General features: G+C 37.9%; 20 protein-coding genes. 5 read left to right on the top strand and 15 right to left on the bottom strand.

Annotated features, from left to right (window positions below; all coding sequences use genetic code 11):
• Nucleotides 1-4: 4 nt before the first annotated feature.
• The 7 genes from O3640_RS06435 to O3640_RS06405 form a co-directional block, all read right to left on the bottom strand.
• The gene (locus O3640_RS06435; protein WP_227221348.1) at nucleotides 5-1192 is read right to left on the bottom strand and encodes an MFS transporter; all 1188 of its coding nucleotides are present in this window, start codon (nucleotides 1190-1192) and stop codon (nucleotides 5-7) included.
• A gap of 158 nt (nucleotides 1193-1350) precedes the next feature.
• A complete protein-coding gene (asnS, locus tag O3640_RS06430) occupies nucleotides 1351-2697 on the bottom strand; it encodes an asparagine--tRNA ligase (protein ID WP_045503330.1) in 1347 nt (448 codons plus the stop codon).
• 21 nt (nucleotides 2698-2718) lie between these two features.
• Nucleotides 2719-3084, bottom strand: coding sequence for a VOC family protein (locus O3640_RS06425; RefSeq protein ID WP_008809232.1), 366 nt, complete (start codon nucleotides 3082-3084; stop codon nucleotides 2719-2721).
• Between the two features lie 198 nt (nucleotides 3085-3282).
• Nucleotides 3283-3753 (bottom strand): hypothetical protein, encoded by a 471-nt coding sequence (locus tag O3640_RS06420; RefSeq protein ID WP_125376784.1) that lies wholly within the window; start codon nucleotides 3751-3753, stop codon nucleotides 3283-3285.
• Between the two features lie 234 nt (nucleotides 3754-3987).
• The gene (locus O3640_RS06415; protein ID WP_227955607.1) at nucleotides 3988-4302 is read right to left on the bottom strand and encodes a hypothetical protein; all 315 of its coding nucleotides are present in this window, start codon (nucleotides 4300-4302) and stop codon (nucleotides 3988-3990) included.
• 150 nt (nucleotides 4303-4452) lie between these two features.
• Nucleotides 4453-5631 (bottom strand): pyridoxal phosphate-dependent aminotransferase, encoded by a 1179-nt coding sequence (locus tag O3640_RS06410; protein ID WP_008809235.1) that lies wholly within the window; start codon nucleotides 5629-5631, stop codon nucleotides 4453-4455.
• Complete coding sequence (locus O3640_RS06405; protein ID WP_223349943.1) at nucleotides 5628-6116, bottom strand: DUF5590 domain-containing protein; 489 nt, start codon at nucleotides 6114-6116, stop codon at nucleotides 5628-5630. Before O3640_RS06405 ends, O3640_RS06410 begins: the two co-directional genes overlap by 4 nt.
• Before the next feature lie 81 nt (nucleotides 6117-6197).
• Between O3640_RS06405 and O3640_RS06400 the strand changes: the two genes are divergently transcribed.
• On the top strand, nucleotides 6198-6644 hold the full coding sequence (locus O3640_RS06400; RefSeq protein WP_223349986.1) for a MarR family winged helix-turn-helix transcriptional regulator: 447 nt from the start codon (nucleotides 6198-6200) through the stop codon (nucleotides 6642-6644).
• An 84-nt stretch (nucleotides 6645-6728) separates the two neighbouring features.
• Nucleotides 6729-7277 (top strand): NADPH-dependent FMN reductase, encoded by a 549-nt coding sequence (locus tag O3640_RS06395; protein WP_223352187.1) that lies wholly within the window; start codon nucleotides 6729-6731, stop codon nucleotides 7275-7277.
• Between the two features lie 143 nt (nucleotides 7278-7420).
• On the opposite strand, the gene O3640_RS06390 is transcribed toward O3640_RS06395, so the two are convergent.
• The 6 genes from O3640_RS06390 to yaaA form a co-directional block, all read right to left on the bottom strand.
• Complete coding sequence (locus tag O3640_RS06390) at nucleotides 7421-8887, bottom strand: glycoside hydrolase family 32 protein (protein ID WP_223349942.1); 1467 nt, start codon at nucleotides 8885-8887, stop codon at nucleotides 7421-7423.
• Nucleotides 8888-8895: 8 nt separating this feature from the next.
• Entirely contained in the window at nucleotides 8896-9750 is an 855-nt protein-coding gene (locus tag O3640_RS06385; protein ID WP_223349941.1) for a carbohydrate ABC transporter permease, read from the bottom strand.
• A 1-nt stretch (nucleotide 9751) separates the two neighbouring features.
• Nucleotides 9752-10636, bottom strand: a complete 885-nt coding sequence (locus O3640_RS06380) for a carbohydrate ABC transporter permease (RefSeq protein WP_008809241.1) — start codon at nucleotides 10634-10636, stop codon at nucleotides 9752-9754.
• A 162-nt stretch (nucleotides 10637-10798) separates the two neighbouring features.
• A complete protein-coding gene (locus O3640_RS06375) occupies nucleotides 10799-12121 on the bottom strand; it encodes a sugar ABC transporter substrate-binding protein (RefSeq protein WP_012000694.1) in 1323 nt (440 codons plus the stop codon).
• Between the two features lie 112 nt (nucleotides 12122-12233).
• Entirely contained in the window at nucleotides 12234-13253 is a 1020-nt protein-coding gene (locus tag O3640_RS06370; protein WP_223349940.1) for a LacI family DNA-binding transcriptional regulator, read from the bottom strand.
• Nucleotides 13254-13342: 89 nt separating this feature from the next.
• Nucleotides 13343-14077 carry a peroxide stress protein YaaA gene (gene yaaA / locus O3640_RS06365; RefSeq protein WP_223343902.1) on the bottom strand — a complete coding sequence of 245 codons (735 nt, stop codon included), beginning with the start codon at nucleotides 14075-14077 and terminating at the stop codon, nucleotides 13343-13345.
• Nucleotides 14078-14197: 120 nt separating this feature from the next.
• Here yaaA and O3640_RS06360 point away from each other — a divergent pair, with 120 nt between their 5' ends.
• Both O3640_RS06360 and O3640_RS06355 read left to right on the top strand, forming a co-directional pair.
• Nucleotides 14198-14662, top strand: a complete 465-nt coding sequence (locus O3640_RS06360; RefSeq protein ID WP_053794563.1) for a DUF1836 domain-containing protein — start codon at nucleotides 14198-14200, stop codon at nucleotides 14660-14662.
• Complete coding sequence (locus O3640_RS06355; RefSeq protein ID WP_012000697.1) at nucleotides 14637-15284, top strand: hemolysin III family protein; 648 nt, start codon at nucleotides 14637-14639, stop codon at nucleotides 15282-15284. Before O3640_RS06360 ends, O3640_RS06355 begins: the two co-directional genes overlap by 26 nt.
• 153 nt (nucleotides 15285-15437) lie before the next feature.
• Here O3640_RS06355 and O3640_RS06350 read toward each other — a convergent pair whose 3' ends face one another.
• Together O3640_RS06350 and hemH are read right to left on the bottom strand one after the other, a co-directional pair.
• Entirely contained in the window at nucleotides 15438-15632 is a 195-nt protein-coding gene (locus tag O3640_RS06350; protein ID WP_045635253.1) for a hypothetical protein, read from the bottom strand.
• Nucleotides 15633-15718: 86 nt separating this feature from the next.
• Nucleotides 15719-16813: a ferrochelatase gene (gene hemH / locus O3640_RS06345; protein ID WP_048775834.1), complete on the bottom strand. Its 1095-nt coding sequence runs from the start codon at nucleotides 16811-16813 to the stop codon at nucleotides 15719-15721.
• Nucleotides 16814-16955: 142 nt separating this feature from the next.
• On the opposite strand from hemH, the gene pepT reads away from it, so the two are divergent.
• Nucleotides 16956-18182, top strand: a complete 1227-nt coding sequence (pepT, locus tag O3640_RS06340) for a peptidase T (protein WP_227221350.1) — start codon at nucleotides 16956-16958, stop codon at nucleotides 18180-18182.
• Nucleotides 18183-18323 lie beyond the last annotated feature (141 nt).

The raw sequence follows: 18323 nt of genomic DNA, 5'->3' as shown, positions 1-18323 counted from the left end.
GATATTAGACTTCTTGTAAGTTCTGGCTTATTTTCTTTAGACCTATATGCAAAAATGGAGTTACAACAAATAAAAAGCCGCCCAAAGCTATAAAAGTCCAATCGAAGCCAAAGTGATCAATCAACCAGCCCGTCATAGGGAAAATGACAATCATACTCAGGCTGAACATCATAGAATAGACACTGAGCATGGTCGCCCGTACTTCACTTGGCAGCTGCTTTTGTAAATCGTTGTCAAAAATTGGCTGGAAAAGAGCATACAAGGCGTTGCTGATTAGATAAATCAAAATATAGATAACTGGCGTTCCAAAATAGGACAGCAGGTAGCTTGCTCCAGTTAGAAAAACTACCGTAGGAAAGAGTTTCAAGGCAGAATACTTCTTTCCAATCATACTCGCCAGATAGACCGCCAAGATATTCAAAGCACTGCCAATTAGCATGACTACCGAAATCTGCCAATCTTTTAAGTCAGGCAATTGATTTTGGTAGTAAAAATAAAACATACACATCATCGTTCCGATGATTTGGGACAGAATCATCCAGATAAAAAGACTAGGATTTCTCTGTAACTCCTCTTTGACCGTCCAGATAATCTTTTTCATAGTCAGACGTTCTGCTTTCTCTGCTTTGACACTAGGCTCTTTCAGCATCCAGGTCAAGAAAAGAACGACGATAGAGGTGCCAATCATGATATAGTAGGTCAGATGCAATTGTCCATGGACAAAAAATCCAGCCCAGACTGTTCCCAAAGACCGGGTCGCCTCGGCCACTCCAGACATGAAGCTGGAGATGGACAGGTAACGTTCCTTGAGTCCGGCCTCCACAGACGAATCATAGACCATGGCTGCGCTTGTCCCCGAATCAAAATTATAGGACCAAGCACTAATCACCATAGCCAGTGCATAGACCCAGAAGTTCCCCTGCCCAGCTAACATAAGAATCGAAGACACAATCCCGGCTATTCGGCTCAAATAAAGATTGGTCTTGTAGGAAAAGCGATCCGCCAACATCCCAGAGGGAATTTCACAAATAACGCTAGTCGCATGAAAAATGCTTTCCAAAAGCCCAATCTGCCACAGGGACATGCCATTTTGACTTAGAAATAAAATCCAAAAACTAGTAATGCCTAGAAAGGCAAAAAATTCTACTCCGGCCATAAGACCGATATTTTTACGATAACTTCTTTTAAACATATTTTCTCCTTTAACAAGTGTTTTTTTAATTTCTATCCTTTATCACTTGTTAATCTGCTGTTTACATGACTCCTACCTCTTCTTTCTCTAAAATTCTATATTTTGGATTATTTCATTGTTCAATCTTGAAAAAACGCCACATGGGCGTTTTCATTAATTTACGGTTTAATACGGTGCAACATACGTGGGAATGGAATGGCTTCACGGATATGTTTGGTTCCTGCTACAAAGGTTACCATACGCTCGATACCGATACCGAAGCCACCATGTGGAACTGTTCCATACTTACGAAGATCAAGGTAGAATTCATATTCTGTCGTATCCATACCAAGGTCATTCATCTTAGCAACAAGGGCATCGTAGTCTTCCTCACGCATAGAGCCTCCGATGATTTCACCGTAGCCTTCTGGAGCAAGCAAGTCTGCACAGAGGACACGGTCAGGATTTCCAGGAACTGGCTTCATGTAGAAAGCCTTGATAGCTGCTGGGTAGTTCACGACAAAGGTTGGTACACCAAAGTGGTTGGAAATCCATGTTTCATGCGGTGAACCAAAGTCATCTCCATGTTCCAGATGTTCGTAGTCTGCATCTTCATCATTCTCATGAGCTTGCAAGAGGTCAATCGCTTCATCATAGCTAACACGCTTGAAAGGCTCTGCAATATAGCGTTTCAAGAGTTCTACATCACGTTCCAGCGTTTCCAAAGCCTGAGGAGCACGGTCAAGAACACCTTGGATCAAGGCTTTAACATAAGCTTCTTGCAAGTCAAGTGACTCATCATGGGTCAAGTATGAATACTCTGCATCCATCATCCAGAACTCAGTCAAATGACGACGGGTTTTTGATTTTTCAGCACGGAATACAGGACCAAAGTCAAAAACGCGACCAAGAGCCATAGCACCTGCTTCCAGATAAAGCTGACCTGACTGACTCAAGTATGCTGGAGTTCCGAAATAGTCTGTTTCAAAAAGCTCAGTTGAGTCTTCTGCAGCATTTCCTGACAAGATTGGGCTGTCAAACTTCATAAAGCCATTCTTGTCAAAGAATTCATAAGTAGCGTAGATAATGGCATTACGGATCTGCATCATGGCAACTTGCTTACGAGAACGCAGCCACAAGTGACGGTTGTCCATAAGGAAGTCAGTCCCATGTTCTTTGGGCGTGATCGGATAATCATTTGACTCACCAATTACTTCGATGTCTGTGATATCCAGCTCATAGCCAAATTTTGAACGCTCATCTTCCTTGACGATCCCTGTCACAAAAACAGATGTTTCCTGGCTAAGTCGTTTGATAGTATCAAATTTCTCAAGTCCTACTTCTTCACCAAATTTCTCGATAAAATTAGGCTTGAAGGCTACACCTTGGAAAAAGGCTGAACCATCACGTAGTTGTAAAAAAGCAATCTTACCCTTACCTGATTTGTTGGCAACCCAAGCACCTATGGTCACTTCTTTACCCACGTAGTCTTTTACATCAATAATCGTTACATATTTGTTTGACACTTTTTTTCTCTTTTCTATTTTTTATTCTTTGTGACAGACTGCCTCGACATTATTACCATCTGGATCCAAGACAAAGGCTGCATAATAAGGTTGGTGATATTGGGGACGAATACCCGGAGCGCCATTATCTTGACCTCCCGCTGCTAGACCAGCTTGATAAAAAGCATCCACTTGCTCTCTAGTCTCAGCACGAAAGGCAAAATGAGACGCATCTGATTGCCCTTGACTTAACCAAAAATCTCCAGCTGGAGCTGTTTGAGGCTCTGCAAAACTTACCGCCTGAGGAATTTCAAAGGCAATTTTGTAGCCCAATGGCTCTAAAGCTTGCTGATAAAAGAGCTTGCTGGCTTCCAAATCCTTGACTGTAATCCCAAAATGATCAATCATATCTGCCTCCTAGATTGGTTGCTAAATGTCACTTTATTTCAAGACAAATCTTTTGGACATCTGTTCTATATTTTACCATAAAGCGATTGCAATAGCTATCCTTGAAGAGACGAAAATTTAAAATTCTTTAAAAAGCTATCTTTTTCCGAAAATACTATTCTATAAGAAATCAGAAAAAGAAAACAGCTGTTTGGAAAATCAGTCTCCTTTCTTATTTTCAAGCTTCTCAGACTTTTCATAAACCATACTACTTTTCTTAGTATTTACCTCTCCCTTATCATTGACTTCAATATGTACCTTAAAATAAGTCCGCTCAATCTGAGGGTTATAACGAGTCTCATAAACCATAGTAAAGTCTGCATATCCCTTCCCAGAAAGTTCCTGCTCTGAAGGTCCACCGACAGAATTTTTCAAATGCTCGCTGTTTAAAGTTCGTAACTTTAACTCTAACCCTGGTTGATAATCGTTCAAGTACCAATCCATTCGGGTTGATGCATTTTCTTCAAAAAAGATCCGGTACTGTCTACCCTTGGCTTGTAAGCTATAAGTAGGTTCGCCAGACTTTGATTCAGAAATAGTTGTCCACCCTTGCTCAGCATTAAGGAAAGAACAAGCCGTCAATAGGAGCAAACATATTATTAGGTTTAAAAATATCAAACTACGTTTCATGCCACATTCCTTTCTAATAGAAATCAAAACATATATTAGATACACTTTAACTCATATTAAGGCTATATGTCTTGACTCTGAGCTACTCCATAAGGAAGCCCTAGAACAAACGCTTTCAGAATCATTTTATCACTTTAAACAACCTCTTACCAGCTAGAGTCGAAGAAAAGCAAAAAGGACAGGCTTTAAGCCCATCCTCTATTTTAAAAATATAATTGCTTTTCATTTATATGTTTACTTAGAATCAACCTTTTCAGTCTTAACTAAGACCATACTGCTTTCTGAAGGTTTGATTTGTCCATTCTTGTCGGCAGTTATTCCAACTTGATAATAATTTATTTCTTTTTGACTACCTGAATAATGTTCATAAACCATAGTAAAGTTAGCCGAACCTTGACCAGACAGTTCCCTCTTGGCTGTCGCCCCGTCTAACCCTTTTATCTCTTCTTGATTAAGAGTATGGCACTCAAGATTTTCAAGTGGATTATAATTATCTAAATGCCAGGTTTTTCTAGCTGAACCATTGTCATTGTATAGAATCTGGTACATTTTTCCAGACACTTGTAACCTATAAAAGGGGTCTCCCTCCTTAGACTGAGAAACAGTGGTCCACCTCTGCTCTGAATGAACAAAAGAACAAGCGGTCAAGCAAACCAAACTGACTGCCAACATTGCAAAACAGGAGATTCTCCTCATGCTTTAGCGCTCCATAAATTGCTGCAGGCGTTGAACAGCTCCTTTAAGTGTTTCCAGATCAGTCGCATAGCTGAGACGGACATTTTCTGGAGCACCAAATCCTGCGCCAGTCACCAAAGCCACACCAACTTCTTCCAAAATAGCTGTGGTAAAGGCTGTCACATCTGTATAACCTTTCATCTCCATAGCTTTTTTGACATTAGGGAAGAGATAGAAGGCTCCTTGAGGCTTAATGACCTCAAAACCTGGTACTTGAGCTAGAAGTGGGTAGATGGTATTGAGACGCTCTTCAAAGGCCTGACGCATAATTTCAACAGTCTCCTGACTACCTGTCAAGGCTTCAATAGCAGCATACTGGGCAACTGTCGTTGGATTGGAAGTGGTTTGGCCTGCAACCTTGCTCATAGCAGCTATGATTTCTGGTTCACCAACAGCATAGCCAATCCGCCAGCCAGTCATGGAATAACTCTTAGAAACGCCATTGATAACCACTGTTTGCTTGCGGATAGCCTCTGATAGACTAGAAATTGGCGTAAATTTATTACCGTTATAAACCAGACGTCCATAGATGTCATCTGCCAAAATCAGAACGTCATGCTCCACAGCCCAGTTTCCAATAGCCAAAAGTTCCTCGGCTGTATAAATCATCCCCGTCGGATTGGATGGTGAATTCAGAACTAAGACCTTGGTCTTGTCAGTTCGAACAGCTTCCAATTGTTCTACAGTTATCTTAAAGTCGTTCTCTTCAGTAGCTTGAACAAAAACAGGAATTCCTTCAGCCATCTGAATTTGATCGCCGTAGCTGACCCAATAAGGCGTAGGAATAATTGCTTCATCACCTGGATCAAGAACACTCATAAAGAAGGTGTAGAGGGAGAACTTAGCTCCTGTTGCCACCGTCACTTGATTCGGCTTGATTTCATAACCATAATAGTTGGCAAAGTATTGAACAATAGCTTCTTTTAACTCTGGAAGACCACTAGCCACTGTATAGAAACTAGCTTTTCCATCTTCAATAGCTGCCACAGCTGCTTGCTGAATGTTTTTAGGAGTCGGAAAATCCGGCTCTCCAAGAGTTAGCGACAGAATATCTCTGCCTTCAGCCTTTAAAGCTTTGGCTCTAGCTGCTGCAGCCAAAGTCACACTTTCTTCCATTTTTAAAACACGATTAGATAATTTCATAGCCCCTCCTTGCTCAGCAATTTCCTTTTTTCAAAATCGACAATATAGTAACTCTTTCCAGATTTGACTTCCCAAATTGGTCGGCCGTTCAAATAACCAAAAGTCACTTTGTCAATCACATCAGCTCCGTTTTTCTTTGCAATCTTTTCAGCCTGCCTTTTGCTAGTTCCCTCACTGAGTTCATAAACAAAAATTTTATCAGAACCCTTCTCAATCAGGATGGCTTTTTTCTTCTCTTGATCCGTTTCACCTAGCAAGCTGTAATAGGTCTTGTCCCCATTAAAAATGGCAAAGCTATCAACTTTACTGACTCCTGCATACTTGCGTGCCAACTCAATGGAATTAGAACGAGCGGCCCGATAAGGCTCCATTGATAAATTAAATAGATTTAGCAGAGAAAAGGCAAGTACCGTTAAAAGAATACCTATTCCAATGACGTACTGCCATATAAGGATTTTTTTATTTCTTTTTCTTCTATTTTTCACTCGTCCATTATACTATAATTCTATCTATATTTCTATCTTTTTCACATTGATTTTAATACTATTTATTGATAAAATATGGCTATGAGAACACTAGAAGAATTATTAGAAGAAAATAAACTAGACCTTAAAACCATGATTGTTTTTAGGAAGGCTGAGCGGACCATACGCTCCATTGAACAAAGAGTCATCAAAGAAAACAAACTAACCCCTACTCAGTTTTCTGTTCTGGAAACTCTCTATAGTAAGGGAAGAATGCGAATCCAAGATCTGATAGACCATATGCTTGCGACCTCTGGAAATATGACTGTCGTCATCAAAAATATGGTTCGTGACGGCTTGATTTCTCGGACTAGCGATCCAAATGATCGCCGTTCTTATCTGATTGAATTGAGCCAAAAAGGTCAAGACTTAATCGAAGAAATTTTCCCTCAACATATCCTGTGTGTAAAGGAAGCGCTTGGAATTTTATCAGACGAAGACAAAGAGACTCTCATTTCTATTTTAAAAAAATATAAGAATCTGAGCTAAATAATTGCTAATTAGTAATATTTGTTGTAACATAATCGGTAACAAGAGGCCTAACCCTCTTTGATTAAAAAATATGGAGGACTCATAATGTCTAAAGTACTATTTATCGTTGGATCCCTTCGTCAAGGTTCTTTTAACAACCAACTGGCTCAAGAAGCTGAAAAAGTTTTGGCTGGTAAAGCTGACGTGTCTTATCTTGATTGGTCTCAAGTTCCAATCTTTAGTCAAGATTTGGAACAATCAACGCCTTCAGCTGTTGCTAAGGTCCGCGAAGAAGTCCAAGCTGCAGACGCTATCTGGATTTTCTCACCAGTTTACAACTTCTCTATTCCTGGTTCAGTGAAAAACCTGTTAGACTGGCTCTCTCGTTCACTTGATCTTTCTGATCCTCGTGGCGCGTCTGCTATTAACGAGAAGGTTGTGACTGTCTCTTCAGTTGCGAATGCAGGACAAGAACCAATGTTTTCTATCTATAAAGACTTACTGCCATTTATTCGGACAACTGCTGTGGGCGAATTCACCTCAGCTCAAGTCAATGATTCTGCTTGGGTAGATGGTAAATTTATCGCAAGTCAAGAAACTCTTTCAAGTCTCGCTACACAAGCAGACGCTCTTCTTACTGCTATCGATTAGAAATTATAACTCCAATGATTTAAAAACACTGGGATGCCAATCTCAGTGTTTTTCCTATTTAACCAACAATAAAAACCAGTTTAAGTAACCAAACTTGGTCTACTCAAACTAGTTCAAATAGGGGGCAAAATAATCAGTCTCGCTCAATCTATATCATAAAATTCTAACGTTTTTATATTCAATTTATCAGCATTTGTTAAGACAATATCAGTCCCAAATTCTTTTTCATAAAACGTCATAGACATTGTTTGTCCATTTACAAAAAGCTCGATTGAATTAATATCTCGAAGAATTTCCAAGGTTAACGACTTAGGAGCATCCAATATATTCAGATGACGAATATCCTCATAAGGTTCTTCTTTTCCAATAATCTTATAACCCAGCCGTTCACGTCCCAAAGATAAGACCTGTTTGCCTGCATTATAGGAGATTTTCACTACCTGCTGATTTGTGGCATTTCTTGCATATAGCAATTCAAAATCTTCTGGTTTTTCAAGCTCTAGTATTAGGTACTGTTGTTGTTTAACAGCACTGGAGAAGATCAATTCTGATTGGTCCACTTGACCTGAAAATCTCTCTTGTATAGTTAGTTGGCTTGTTAATGTCTCAGGAATCTCTTGATACAAAAGATTATTCTTAATGGATAATTTACGAGGAATGGTCATCATACCAGCCCATCCGTGATTTAAATCATGTGTGGGAATATTTCGATGCCACATCTGTTGCCAAGCTACTAGATAGCGTTCCCCTATATCATTAACACAGGTCTGTGGAGCATAAAAATCCAAACCGCCATCTATTTCGTGAAAATTTTCCACTTGAAAATTACCTGATTTCCAGTCAACCTCTCCAATGAATGCAAGAGTAGAATTTAAATTCCAATATTGGTTGTCCTTACGTTCCATCTCAATTGGAGACATAATAAGAACCCACTTTCCATCCAATTCAAAAAGATCTGGACATTCCCACATGATTCCTTGATCGGGTTTTCCTTCCAATAATACAGACTTAAATTTCCAATTAAAGCAATCTTCCGATTCAAATAAGAGGATCTGTCCTCGAGCATCCGCAGTTTTAGAAGCGACAACAGTATAATAGTGGTTGCCATTTTTCATTATTTTCGGGTCACGAAAATCTGCAATATCCGCAATTCCCTTTATATGATTTTCTCCAATAACTGGATTTCCGGCATATTTTTCAAAATGAATACCATCATGTGAAACTGCCATACATTGAGTCTCTGTACGCACATTTCCTTCTTCAACATGACCAGTATAGATAAGAACTAACTTATCATCTATCACAATGGCACTTCCCGAGAAACAACCATTTCTATCATAGGCTTCACTCGGAGCCAAAGCTACTGGTAATTCCTCCCAGTGAATCAAATCTTTTGATTTAGCATGTCCCCAATGCATAGGACCCCAAACACTATCATATGGGTAAAATTGATAAAAGAGATGATACTCGTTCTTATAGTAAACAAAACCATTTGGATCATTCATCCAACCAATTGGGGGCAACAAATGAAACTTGCCTCGATAGCAATGATTAACTCGATGACGATTTTCTTTGATATATCGATTTGCTTGTTCAATCTTTTCTTTCATAAAGTCACCTACTTAATACCTGTCCCTGAACCACCCAAACCTTGAATAATGTATTTTTGAGCGACAATATAAACCAAGATCAATGGGATTGTTGAAATCGTTAAGACAGCCATTACTTGGTTGATATAGACAGGTTGAGTTGTATTAATGGTTGTAATCGCAACTTGGAGAGAGAATTTTGATGAATCCGTCAAAACCATGAGTGGCCAAATATAATCATTCCAGCTAGAAATAAAAGACAAGACTCCTACTGTTGCTACTGCAGGTTTAGACATGGGTAGCATAATACGGAAGAATATCCGTAAAATACTTGCGCCATCCATCCGAGCTGATTCGATGATTTCTTCAGGAATAGCAATAAAAAAATTTCTAAATAGATAAATATTAAAAACACTTGCTAAACCAGGTATAATAACAGCTAAGCGATTATTAACCAACCCTAGTGCGTTAATAATGGTAAACTGAGGAATCAACATCGTTTCCATTGGAATAATCAACAAAGCCAAAAGGATACCAAATAAAAATTTTTTTCCAGAAAAGTTAATTTTAGCAAAGGCAAAACCTGCTAAAGAGTTAACGATGATAGATCCTATAGCAAAAGTTCCAGCATAGAAAATACTATTTCCGATATAGGTAAGGATGCTAAAACGCTCTAAAACTTCTTGATAAGGCTTAAACCAATTTGCTGGATTTAGGCTTGGTAAGAAAGCCTGCCAACCTGTCAAATTCTTGTAAACATCAGCTTCTGGCTTCATAGAGGAAACCACCATCCAAATCATTGGAAAAAGAAAGAGAGCAGCTAAGAGTGTTAAGAGGACATATTCCAGAATAGTCGTTGGTCTAAAAAATTTTCTACGTTTCATTCTAGTTGTCCTCCTTCAATACACGTCTTTGGACTAAGCTAATCATACCAATCAATGTTGTAAATACCAGGGCAATTGAACTTGAATATCCAACTAATCGATCCGTGAACCCTTGTTGGTAAATATAATAAACCATGGTAATAGTCGAGTTCATCGGACCACCCTGAGTCATAACCATTGGCTGTACAATGAGTTTGAAAGCAGAAATCAAGGTTGTCAACAGGACAAACAAAGCGGTTGGTTTCAAAAGTGGCATCGTAATGTAACGGAATTGTTCCCATTTAGTAAAACCATCTAATTCTGCCGCTTCATAAACATCTTGTGGAATATTTTGCATACCGCCAAGGAAAAGGAGCATTTGATAACCTGCACCTTGCCAAGCTGATACAAAGACAATCGCATACATGGCTTGCTTTGGACTCCTCAAGAATGGCTGAGACGCAATTCCAATTTTATTCAACAAGGCATTCAAAAGACCATTATTTGGATTCAATAGATAAAGCCATAAAATTGAAATAACAACTAGTGACATTACAACTGGAGCAAAGAAAGCTACCTTAAAAAACATATTTCCTTTTCGTTTTTTATTGACAATCAAAGCCATACCTAGCGCCGCACCAAGCTGAATAGGAATAATCCATACAACAAATTGTGCCGTATTAACAACACTCTTTAAGAAAATTGGATCTTTAAACAAACGAATAAAATTTTCTAAACCAATAAATTTTCTGTCGTCTGGTGTCAATAAATAGTAATCTGTAAAAGCATAATAAACAACCATACAGACTGGAATAACCAGGAAAATCAAAAGCAGGATTAAAGCTGGCGATAAAAAACCATATCCTAAAAGATTTTCTTTTAATTTTAAACTCTTTTTCTGGTTCATGTTAAATTCCTCCAAGATATGATAATAAAGTAAAATCATAATAAATTAATGTAAAAATGGAACATTAAAAAATTGACATACTTATCTGCATATTCGCTAAACAAAAACTGGCTGAGACCAACTTCATATTTGACGTTTCGTCCCACCCAGTTTTATTGTCATCTATTTTTTCAAACTATCATCAATAGCCGTTTGCATCTCTTTGGCACGTGAATCAAGCACTTTTTGAACATCTGGATTTTCTTCATAGTAGCTGATGTCTTGCATAGCTTGTTGGAATGAACGTGATACTTGCGGATAGGCTACTACAACGGGACGTGCATGCGCAGTAGCTGCGTTTTGTTCCATCAAGAAACGCATTGGTTCAGAAACTTTGTCTTTGATATTTTCAATAGTTGATTTACGGATTGGCAACACACTATTTCCAAGGCTTAGAATTTCGCTTGATTCAGTATTCGTTGCAAATTTAACAAACTCAGCAGCTGCATCTTTTTTGTTAGACTTAGTTGTAACTGCTAATTGCCAGCTTCCTGAAGGTGATACCAATTTCTTAGTCTTGTTTGACACAGGATATGGCAAAATACCGAAATCAATATCTTTATAGTTGGTTTGCAAATCAGCAATTGTCCACGAACCACTTAACACCATTGGATACTGTCCAGTTTCAAATCCTTTTTCAACTGGACTAACAGTTGTATATCCTTCTTTTACTAGATCTTGGATAAATTGAACAGCTTGTGTACTTTCTTTGGAGTTAAAGTACCCTTCCGCTTTTGTTCCATCTTCATTTACTACACTGCCACCATTTGACCAAATCAATGGCATATATGCATAAGGAAGCATTTCATCATTTGAGTTCAAACGGAAATCAATAGCAGCTTCTTTAAAGTGATCTTTTAGCTTTTTACTAACCGCTTTGAATTCATCCCAAGTCCAAGGCTTTTTCAAAGTTGGTAAACTTGATTCATCAATTCCAGCTTCTTTAAACATTTTTTTATTATAATAAATTCCTACGTTTGATTCTGAGTAACCAAATGCATAGAATTTACCATCGTAAGTCCCTTGTTGTTTGATACTGTCAAGCACATCCCCCATATTATTATCTTTCAAATAATCATCTAATGGAGTAATAACCTTTGATTTAGCATATGCTGCTGTATTCGGACCATCAAGCGTAATCACATCAGGTAAACTATTTGTTGTAATCGCTGCGTTAACTTTATCTTCATATCCACCGCCACTTCCGCTACGCGGAATATACTCAGTTACAACTTTGTATTTTCCTTTATACTTCTTATTAAAGTTTTGGACTACTTGTTCCCAAGCCTTCCCTTCTGCAGTCTCATCAGAAAATTGGACCCAAACTTTCACGTCATCTTTTGATGCTGCTTCTTTAGAAGTCTTACTAGATGAACCTCCACTACATCCAGCAAGAAGCCCTAGTGATAGAGCAGCAACCATTGATAGAATTACGCCTTTACGCATATTTTCCTCCTTTTTGAAACGTTTCATTTTTATTTGTTTTATATAAAGGTTTATATTAAACCTTTATATTTTTGAAACGTTTCATTTTTATGGTTTCATTATACAACCGCTTTCATTTTTTGTCAAGTGATTTCTGTATTTTTTTTGTAGTACCACCTTCTGCAAAATAGACTGGTATTAAAACCCTTGATAACACAGCTTTTTCTTTAGAAATGAGTTGCAACAATAATTTGACAGAAGCTTGGGCAATCTTATCCAGAGGTTGTGCAATTGTTGACAGTAAATAAGTTTGATCCGCAGCATTTCTCAAACCATCAAAACCAATAATCTGATAATCTTGTGGAGCTTTTTTCCCAAATTTCTCCATTACTTTCATAACTTTAATAGCCATAAAGTCATTAATAGTAAAAATGCCATCGATTGTCGAATGTTCAAGTATAAATTCCTCAATCTGTTTTTCAGGTTCAACAAGTGGTTCTGACATATCTAATTTTAAAACAGAATGTCCCATACTCATCAACTTTTCACAAAAACCTAATTCACGCTGTTTAGTTTCATTCTCATGGATATTAGTACTTCCAATATAAGCGAGCTGTTTAGAACCTCGATTAAGCAACTCTTCCGCTGCCATCTGTCCCCCTTTATAATTCTCTGAAGTCACATAGGAGACATTCTCAGAAAAATGTCGATCAAAACTTACAAAAGGCAAACTGCTTGAAACATACTTATCAATATCTGAATAAGTTACAGCAATAATACCATCTACTTTGTTTTTCTCTAACATTTGAATGTACTCAATCTCATTTTTGACATCGCCATCAGCATTACAAATGAATAGTTTATATTGATTTTTAAGTAATTCTTTTTCAACGTAGTAGGCTAATTCTGAAAAAAATGGGTGCCAAATTGTCGGGATTATAAGAGCAATATTATTACTTTTATTGGTCTTTAGCCCCCGCGCATAATTATCTGGAATATAATTCAACTCTTCAATTGCTTCTTGTACCTTTTTTAGTGTGACTTTTTTGATACCTTTCTCGTTGTTAATAACGCGCGAAACTGTTCCGACACTAACACCAGCACGACTAGCTACATCTTTCATTGTGATGGATGTCCGACTTTTTCCTTGCATTTCTTAACCTCCATTTTAAAAAACAAGATCATATCTTGCAATCGTTTTCCTCAATTGATTATAAATAATTTCATTTTTTTTGTAAAGTTTTATCCATCTACTTTCTTTACAAAAACAAATTCTCTTTCTTGTGAAAGATTTTCTTGAAACTTAAATCCAGAAAAAGAACTCTGTTTAATATCAGATAGTTTGGTAATGTGATTCTCAATCAAATAACTCAAAAATTGGCCACGCGCCTTTTTGGAGATAGTCGAATGAATTTTCCGTTTTCCATCTTTTTCTTCCATGAATTTGAAGCGGATCATCTTATCTCTCATCTCTTTAGGAAAGACCTCCTCAAACTCACTGGACAAGAGCGAAAGCAGAATTTCTTGATCTGCAACAGCTTGACCATAGGTCTCTGTCCATAGCCTTTTCAATGATTGTTTTTTGACCTTGAGTTTTGTCATGAAGTCCAAACGATGCGGAGCAATCGGTGCCAAGGCAGGAATCACTCCATACAAGCTAGAGGTAATCAAGAGATGATTTTTGATATACTGCTCTTCTTCCTTGGTCAGATTTTTACGCTTAATGTTTCGGTACATAAGACCGTCAAAAAGATAGAGAGCAGGATAGGTTGGTGCAGTTTCATTTTGAAGCTCCTGAATACGTTGGTATTCCTCTTCTGCTTTCTCTGGCCGAATCTGATATAGCTGGGCTAAGTCAGTCACTGAATACTGACTCAAAGCCTGAATAATTAATTTCGTCTTTTCTGACAGACTTTCTGGCTCAATCTGAGCGACTTGAGTATTTAGTTCTTTTGCTGTTGGAATTAAAATTTTCATAGATTCATTATAACAAAACTTGTATTTTCTTGACTATCCTTACGATTTATTCTTGACTAATTATATTTTATATCATATAATCTAGTTATCAATACTAGATTATAGAAAGGTTGATATTTTATGATATCCTTTCCCCTCTGGCAAGAATTACCTGATCTTGATTTATATTTAGACCAGGTCCTGCTCTACGTTAACTCTGTCAATCAAAAGGCTTTTCCAGGACAGGAAAAAGTCTTAACAGCAGCGATGATTAATAATTATGTGAAGCATGCTCACATTCAAAAACCAATCAAGAAGAAATACAATCGCACACAAATTGCTCGGCTAATTATTCTCACAACGCTAAAACCAGTATTTCCTATTCAAGATATTATTGAGACTGTTGAATATCTAGTGAAAAACCAAGAGAGTTCCGAACTCTTTTACAATCAATTTGTTGGCTATATGAATGAAGAGACTGATATAGAAATCCATCCTCTTGTTTCATCTGCTTGTCAGACAGTCAAACTCTACCATCAGACCAGACAATTATCTCTAGAATTGAAAGGAGCACATGCAAATGAATCTAACCATGAAATTAAGTAAACGTTTGAGTTTTGGTGAGGAAGTGGCAAATGCTGTTACCCATGCGGTAGGCTCTGTCCTTACACTTATCCTACTTCCCTTATCAGCTATCTATAGCTATGAAGTCCATGGCTTACTATCAGCTATTGGTGTCTCCATTTTTGTCATCAGCCTCTTTCTTATGTTTCTTTCATCTACAATCTACCACTCCATGTCTTATGGCTCAACTCATAAATATATCCTACGTATCATAGATCATAGTATGATTTATATTGCCATTGCGGGCAGCTATACTCCAGTTGTCTTGGCTTTAATGAATAACTGGTTGGGTTATTTGATTATTCTAATCCAGTGGGGAACGACGATTTTTGGTATTCTCTACAAAATTTTTGCCAAAAAGGTCAATGAAAAATTTAGTCTAGCTCTTTATCTTATGATGGGCTGGCTGGTTGTCTTTATTATCCCACCAATTATTAGCCAAACAAGCCCGCTTTTCTGGGGATTGATGCTTGCTGGAGGTCTTTGCTATACCATTGGAGCAGGATTTTATGCCAAGAAAAAGCCCTATTTTCATATGATTTGGCATCTCTTTATTCTTGCTGCCTCTGCCTTTCAATACATCGCTATTGTCTTTACCATGTAACCATCTTTCATCTTAAATGATTACTTTAAACTTGTATACTAATCATAGCAAAAGCTCTCTGAGAAAAATTCTCAGAGAGCTTTTTAGTCAAATATAGTTAAAAATACAATAAGTTCCAAGCTTCTTGACTATCCATAGATCACTTCGGTTGAATTATTCTTTATTTTTGTCTTTTTTAGGCTTTTCTTTTTTAAAAGCAAAATAGAATAATAAGACCGGAAGTAACACATTAGCTGCGAGAGCCCCCATCCTATAAGAAACATCTGAATCAGCAGGTAATGGAGTTACAAAAGCATGATAAACAGCAAAAACTCCTAAAATCAAAAATAAAACTCTTTTAAAAGACATATAGACTCCTTCTAAACTTGCATTTCACCTCTTCAAGAGGATAAAATTCATTATTTAACAATAAATAGAATAACATACATTCATTTTTAATGATTGATTCTTCCCCTTTTTTCTAGCATTTTCTTAATAAAATAGGGCATTTTTACGTTTTCAATTCCCTTTTTTTCAATTAGTTTTTTTACAAATTCAGGCATTTGAGGCTCATCAATTTCTTTTAATATCTTAGAGCTTGTCTCAGAAGGAGCCAGTTCATCAAAAGTCGTTTGTTCTGGATAGAGATACTGAAAATCATCTCCTTCATGCTTACGAATGGTCGCCACGATTGCAGCAATCAAACGAGGGTCTGCATTAGGCATTGGTGGACGATGATAAGCCACACCAAGTTCTTGACACAATTCTTGACATTCTACATCATTATCAAAAAGAACTTCTATATGCTCACTGATAAAACTAATCGGAACAAAAATATAGTGTTTAGGATGGACAGTCTGATCACGAAGATATTCTAAGACATCTGGTTTGATCCAAGGAAGGCCGATATCACTTTCACTTTGCCAAGTATTAGTATATTCAAAAGAAGATAGTCCCAAGCGTTCTGCAATTATCTGTGCATTGTCAACAATTTGGTCAATATAAGGATCTTCAAAATCTAGAGCTAATAGTGGTACACTATGTGCTGAGAAAACAACTTTAAAGCTTTCACCCTTAACTTGTTTATCGATAATCTTCCTAATTTCATCTACCCAAAAGTTTAACAAATCTTCTGAACGGTACCAGTCCTTGATAATATTAAAACGGATTTTCTCACTGTGGATGAACTTTTCATATCCCATAACCGAGTAAAAAGAATAATGTGGTTCCAAAATCAGACAGATACATTCTTCAATGTCATCTAACTCCATTTGACGAATAAGGTCTGGGATGAAGGGGGATGAGAATTTATTCGCAAAATAAACTGCATATTCGCCTGCTAAAGCTTGTCTGACCAGCTCAACTTCTTCTCTTGTAATTTCTTGTAAAGGACTGCCACCAATTAGCTGATAGTTATCATAAAGATGCTGAATTTCTTGGTCTGTAGGACGCACACCTCGACGAATATTAGTAAAAAATGCAGCAACGTCTTCAAAAGTATAACCTTCTGGTGAACCAAAGGTCATCATCAAAATAGCTTTTTTAGTCATATTTCCCTCATTTTCTAAAGCTCTCTGCTATTATAACATGATATCAGTCAAAATAAGTATGACTTTTCTATTCTTTTCTACTTTGTCAGAAACATATCAATATGCTAAAATAGATTTAAATCAAAATGAAAGAAGAGATTTTATGAAATACCCTAATCTTTTAGAGCGTTTCTTGACATATGTCAAGGTCAACACGCGCTCAGACGAGACATCTACTACTACACCCAGCACCCAGAGTCAGGTGGACTTTGCTAACAATGTCCTCATTCCTGAAATGAAGCGGGTTGGCTTGGAAAATGTCTACTACCTGCCCAACGGCTTTGCGATTGGAACTCTGCCTGCCAACGACCCCAGCTTTACCCGCAAGATTGGCTTTATTTCCCACATGGATACGGCGGACTTCAACGCAGAAAACATCCAGCCACAGGTCATTGAGAATTATGATGGCGGAGTGATTTCGCTGGGACAATCTGGCTTCAACTTAGATCCTGCGGACTTTGCTAGTCTTCATAAATACAAGGGGCAAACCCTGATTACGACTGACGGAACCACCCTTTTGGGAGCAGATGATAAGTCTGGTATTGCTGAAATCATGACTGCTATCGAATACCTGTCTGCCCATCCAGAGATCAAGCATGGAGAAATCCGAGTGGGATTTGGCCCAGACGAGGAAATCGGTATCGGAGCTGATAAGTTTGACGCTGAAGACTTCGATGTGGACTTTGCCTACACAGTAGATGGCGGACCTCTAGGCGAACTCCAGTACGAGACCTTTAGCGCTGCTGGAGCCGAACTGACCTTCCAAGGCCGCAATGTCCATCCAGGAACTGCTAAAAACCAGATGGTCAATGCTCTCCAGCTGGCTATTGACTTCCACAACCAGCTACCAGAAGCCGACCGACCAGAGAAGACCGAGGGCTACCAAGGCTTCTACCACCTGATGAATCTGACTGGTACTGTCGAAGAAGCTCAAGCTAGCTACATTATTCGTGACTTTGAGACAAATGCGTTTGAAAATCGCAAAGCTACTATGCGGACCATTGCTGATAAGATGAACCTAGAGCTGGGCAGCGAGCGTATCAACTTGACCCTCAAAGACCAATATTACAACATGAAGCAGGTCATTGAAAAAGACATGACACCAATCACTATCGCTAAGGCAGTTATGGAAAGTCTTGACATCCGGCCTATTATCGAGCCCATCCGTGGCGGAACTGATGGCTCAAAAATTTCCTTTATGGGCATCCCGACACCTAACCTCTTTGCCGGTGGCGAAAATATGCACGGACGCTTTGAGTATGTCAGCCTAGAAACCATGGAACATGCTGTCGATACCATTATCGGTATCGTCTCTTATCAAGAAAAATAAACCTCTCATGAACATAAAAAAGAACAAGCTAATCTTTTCAAAATTAGCTTGTTCTTTTTTTTATTCTTCTAATTTGATTAGGCTTTTATGAATGAGATTTCGTCTGATAAATCCTAGGTAATCTTATTAACATATTACAGA

It is taken from the genome of Streptococcus sp. 27098_8_75 (assembly GCF_041432475.1).
GTDB lineage: Bacteria > Bacillota > Bacilli > Lactobacillales > Streptococcaceae > Streptococcus > Streptococcus gordonii.
This window is presented reverse-complemented; position numbering and strand designations above follow the sequence as displayed.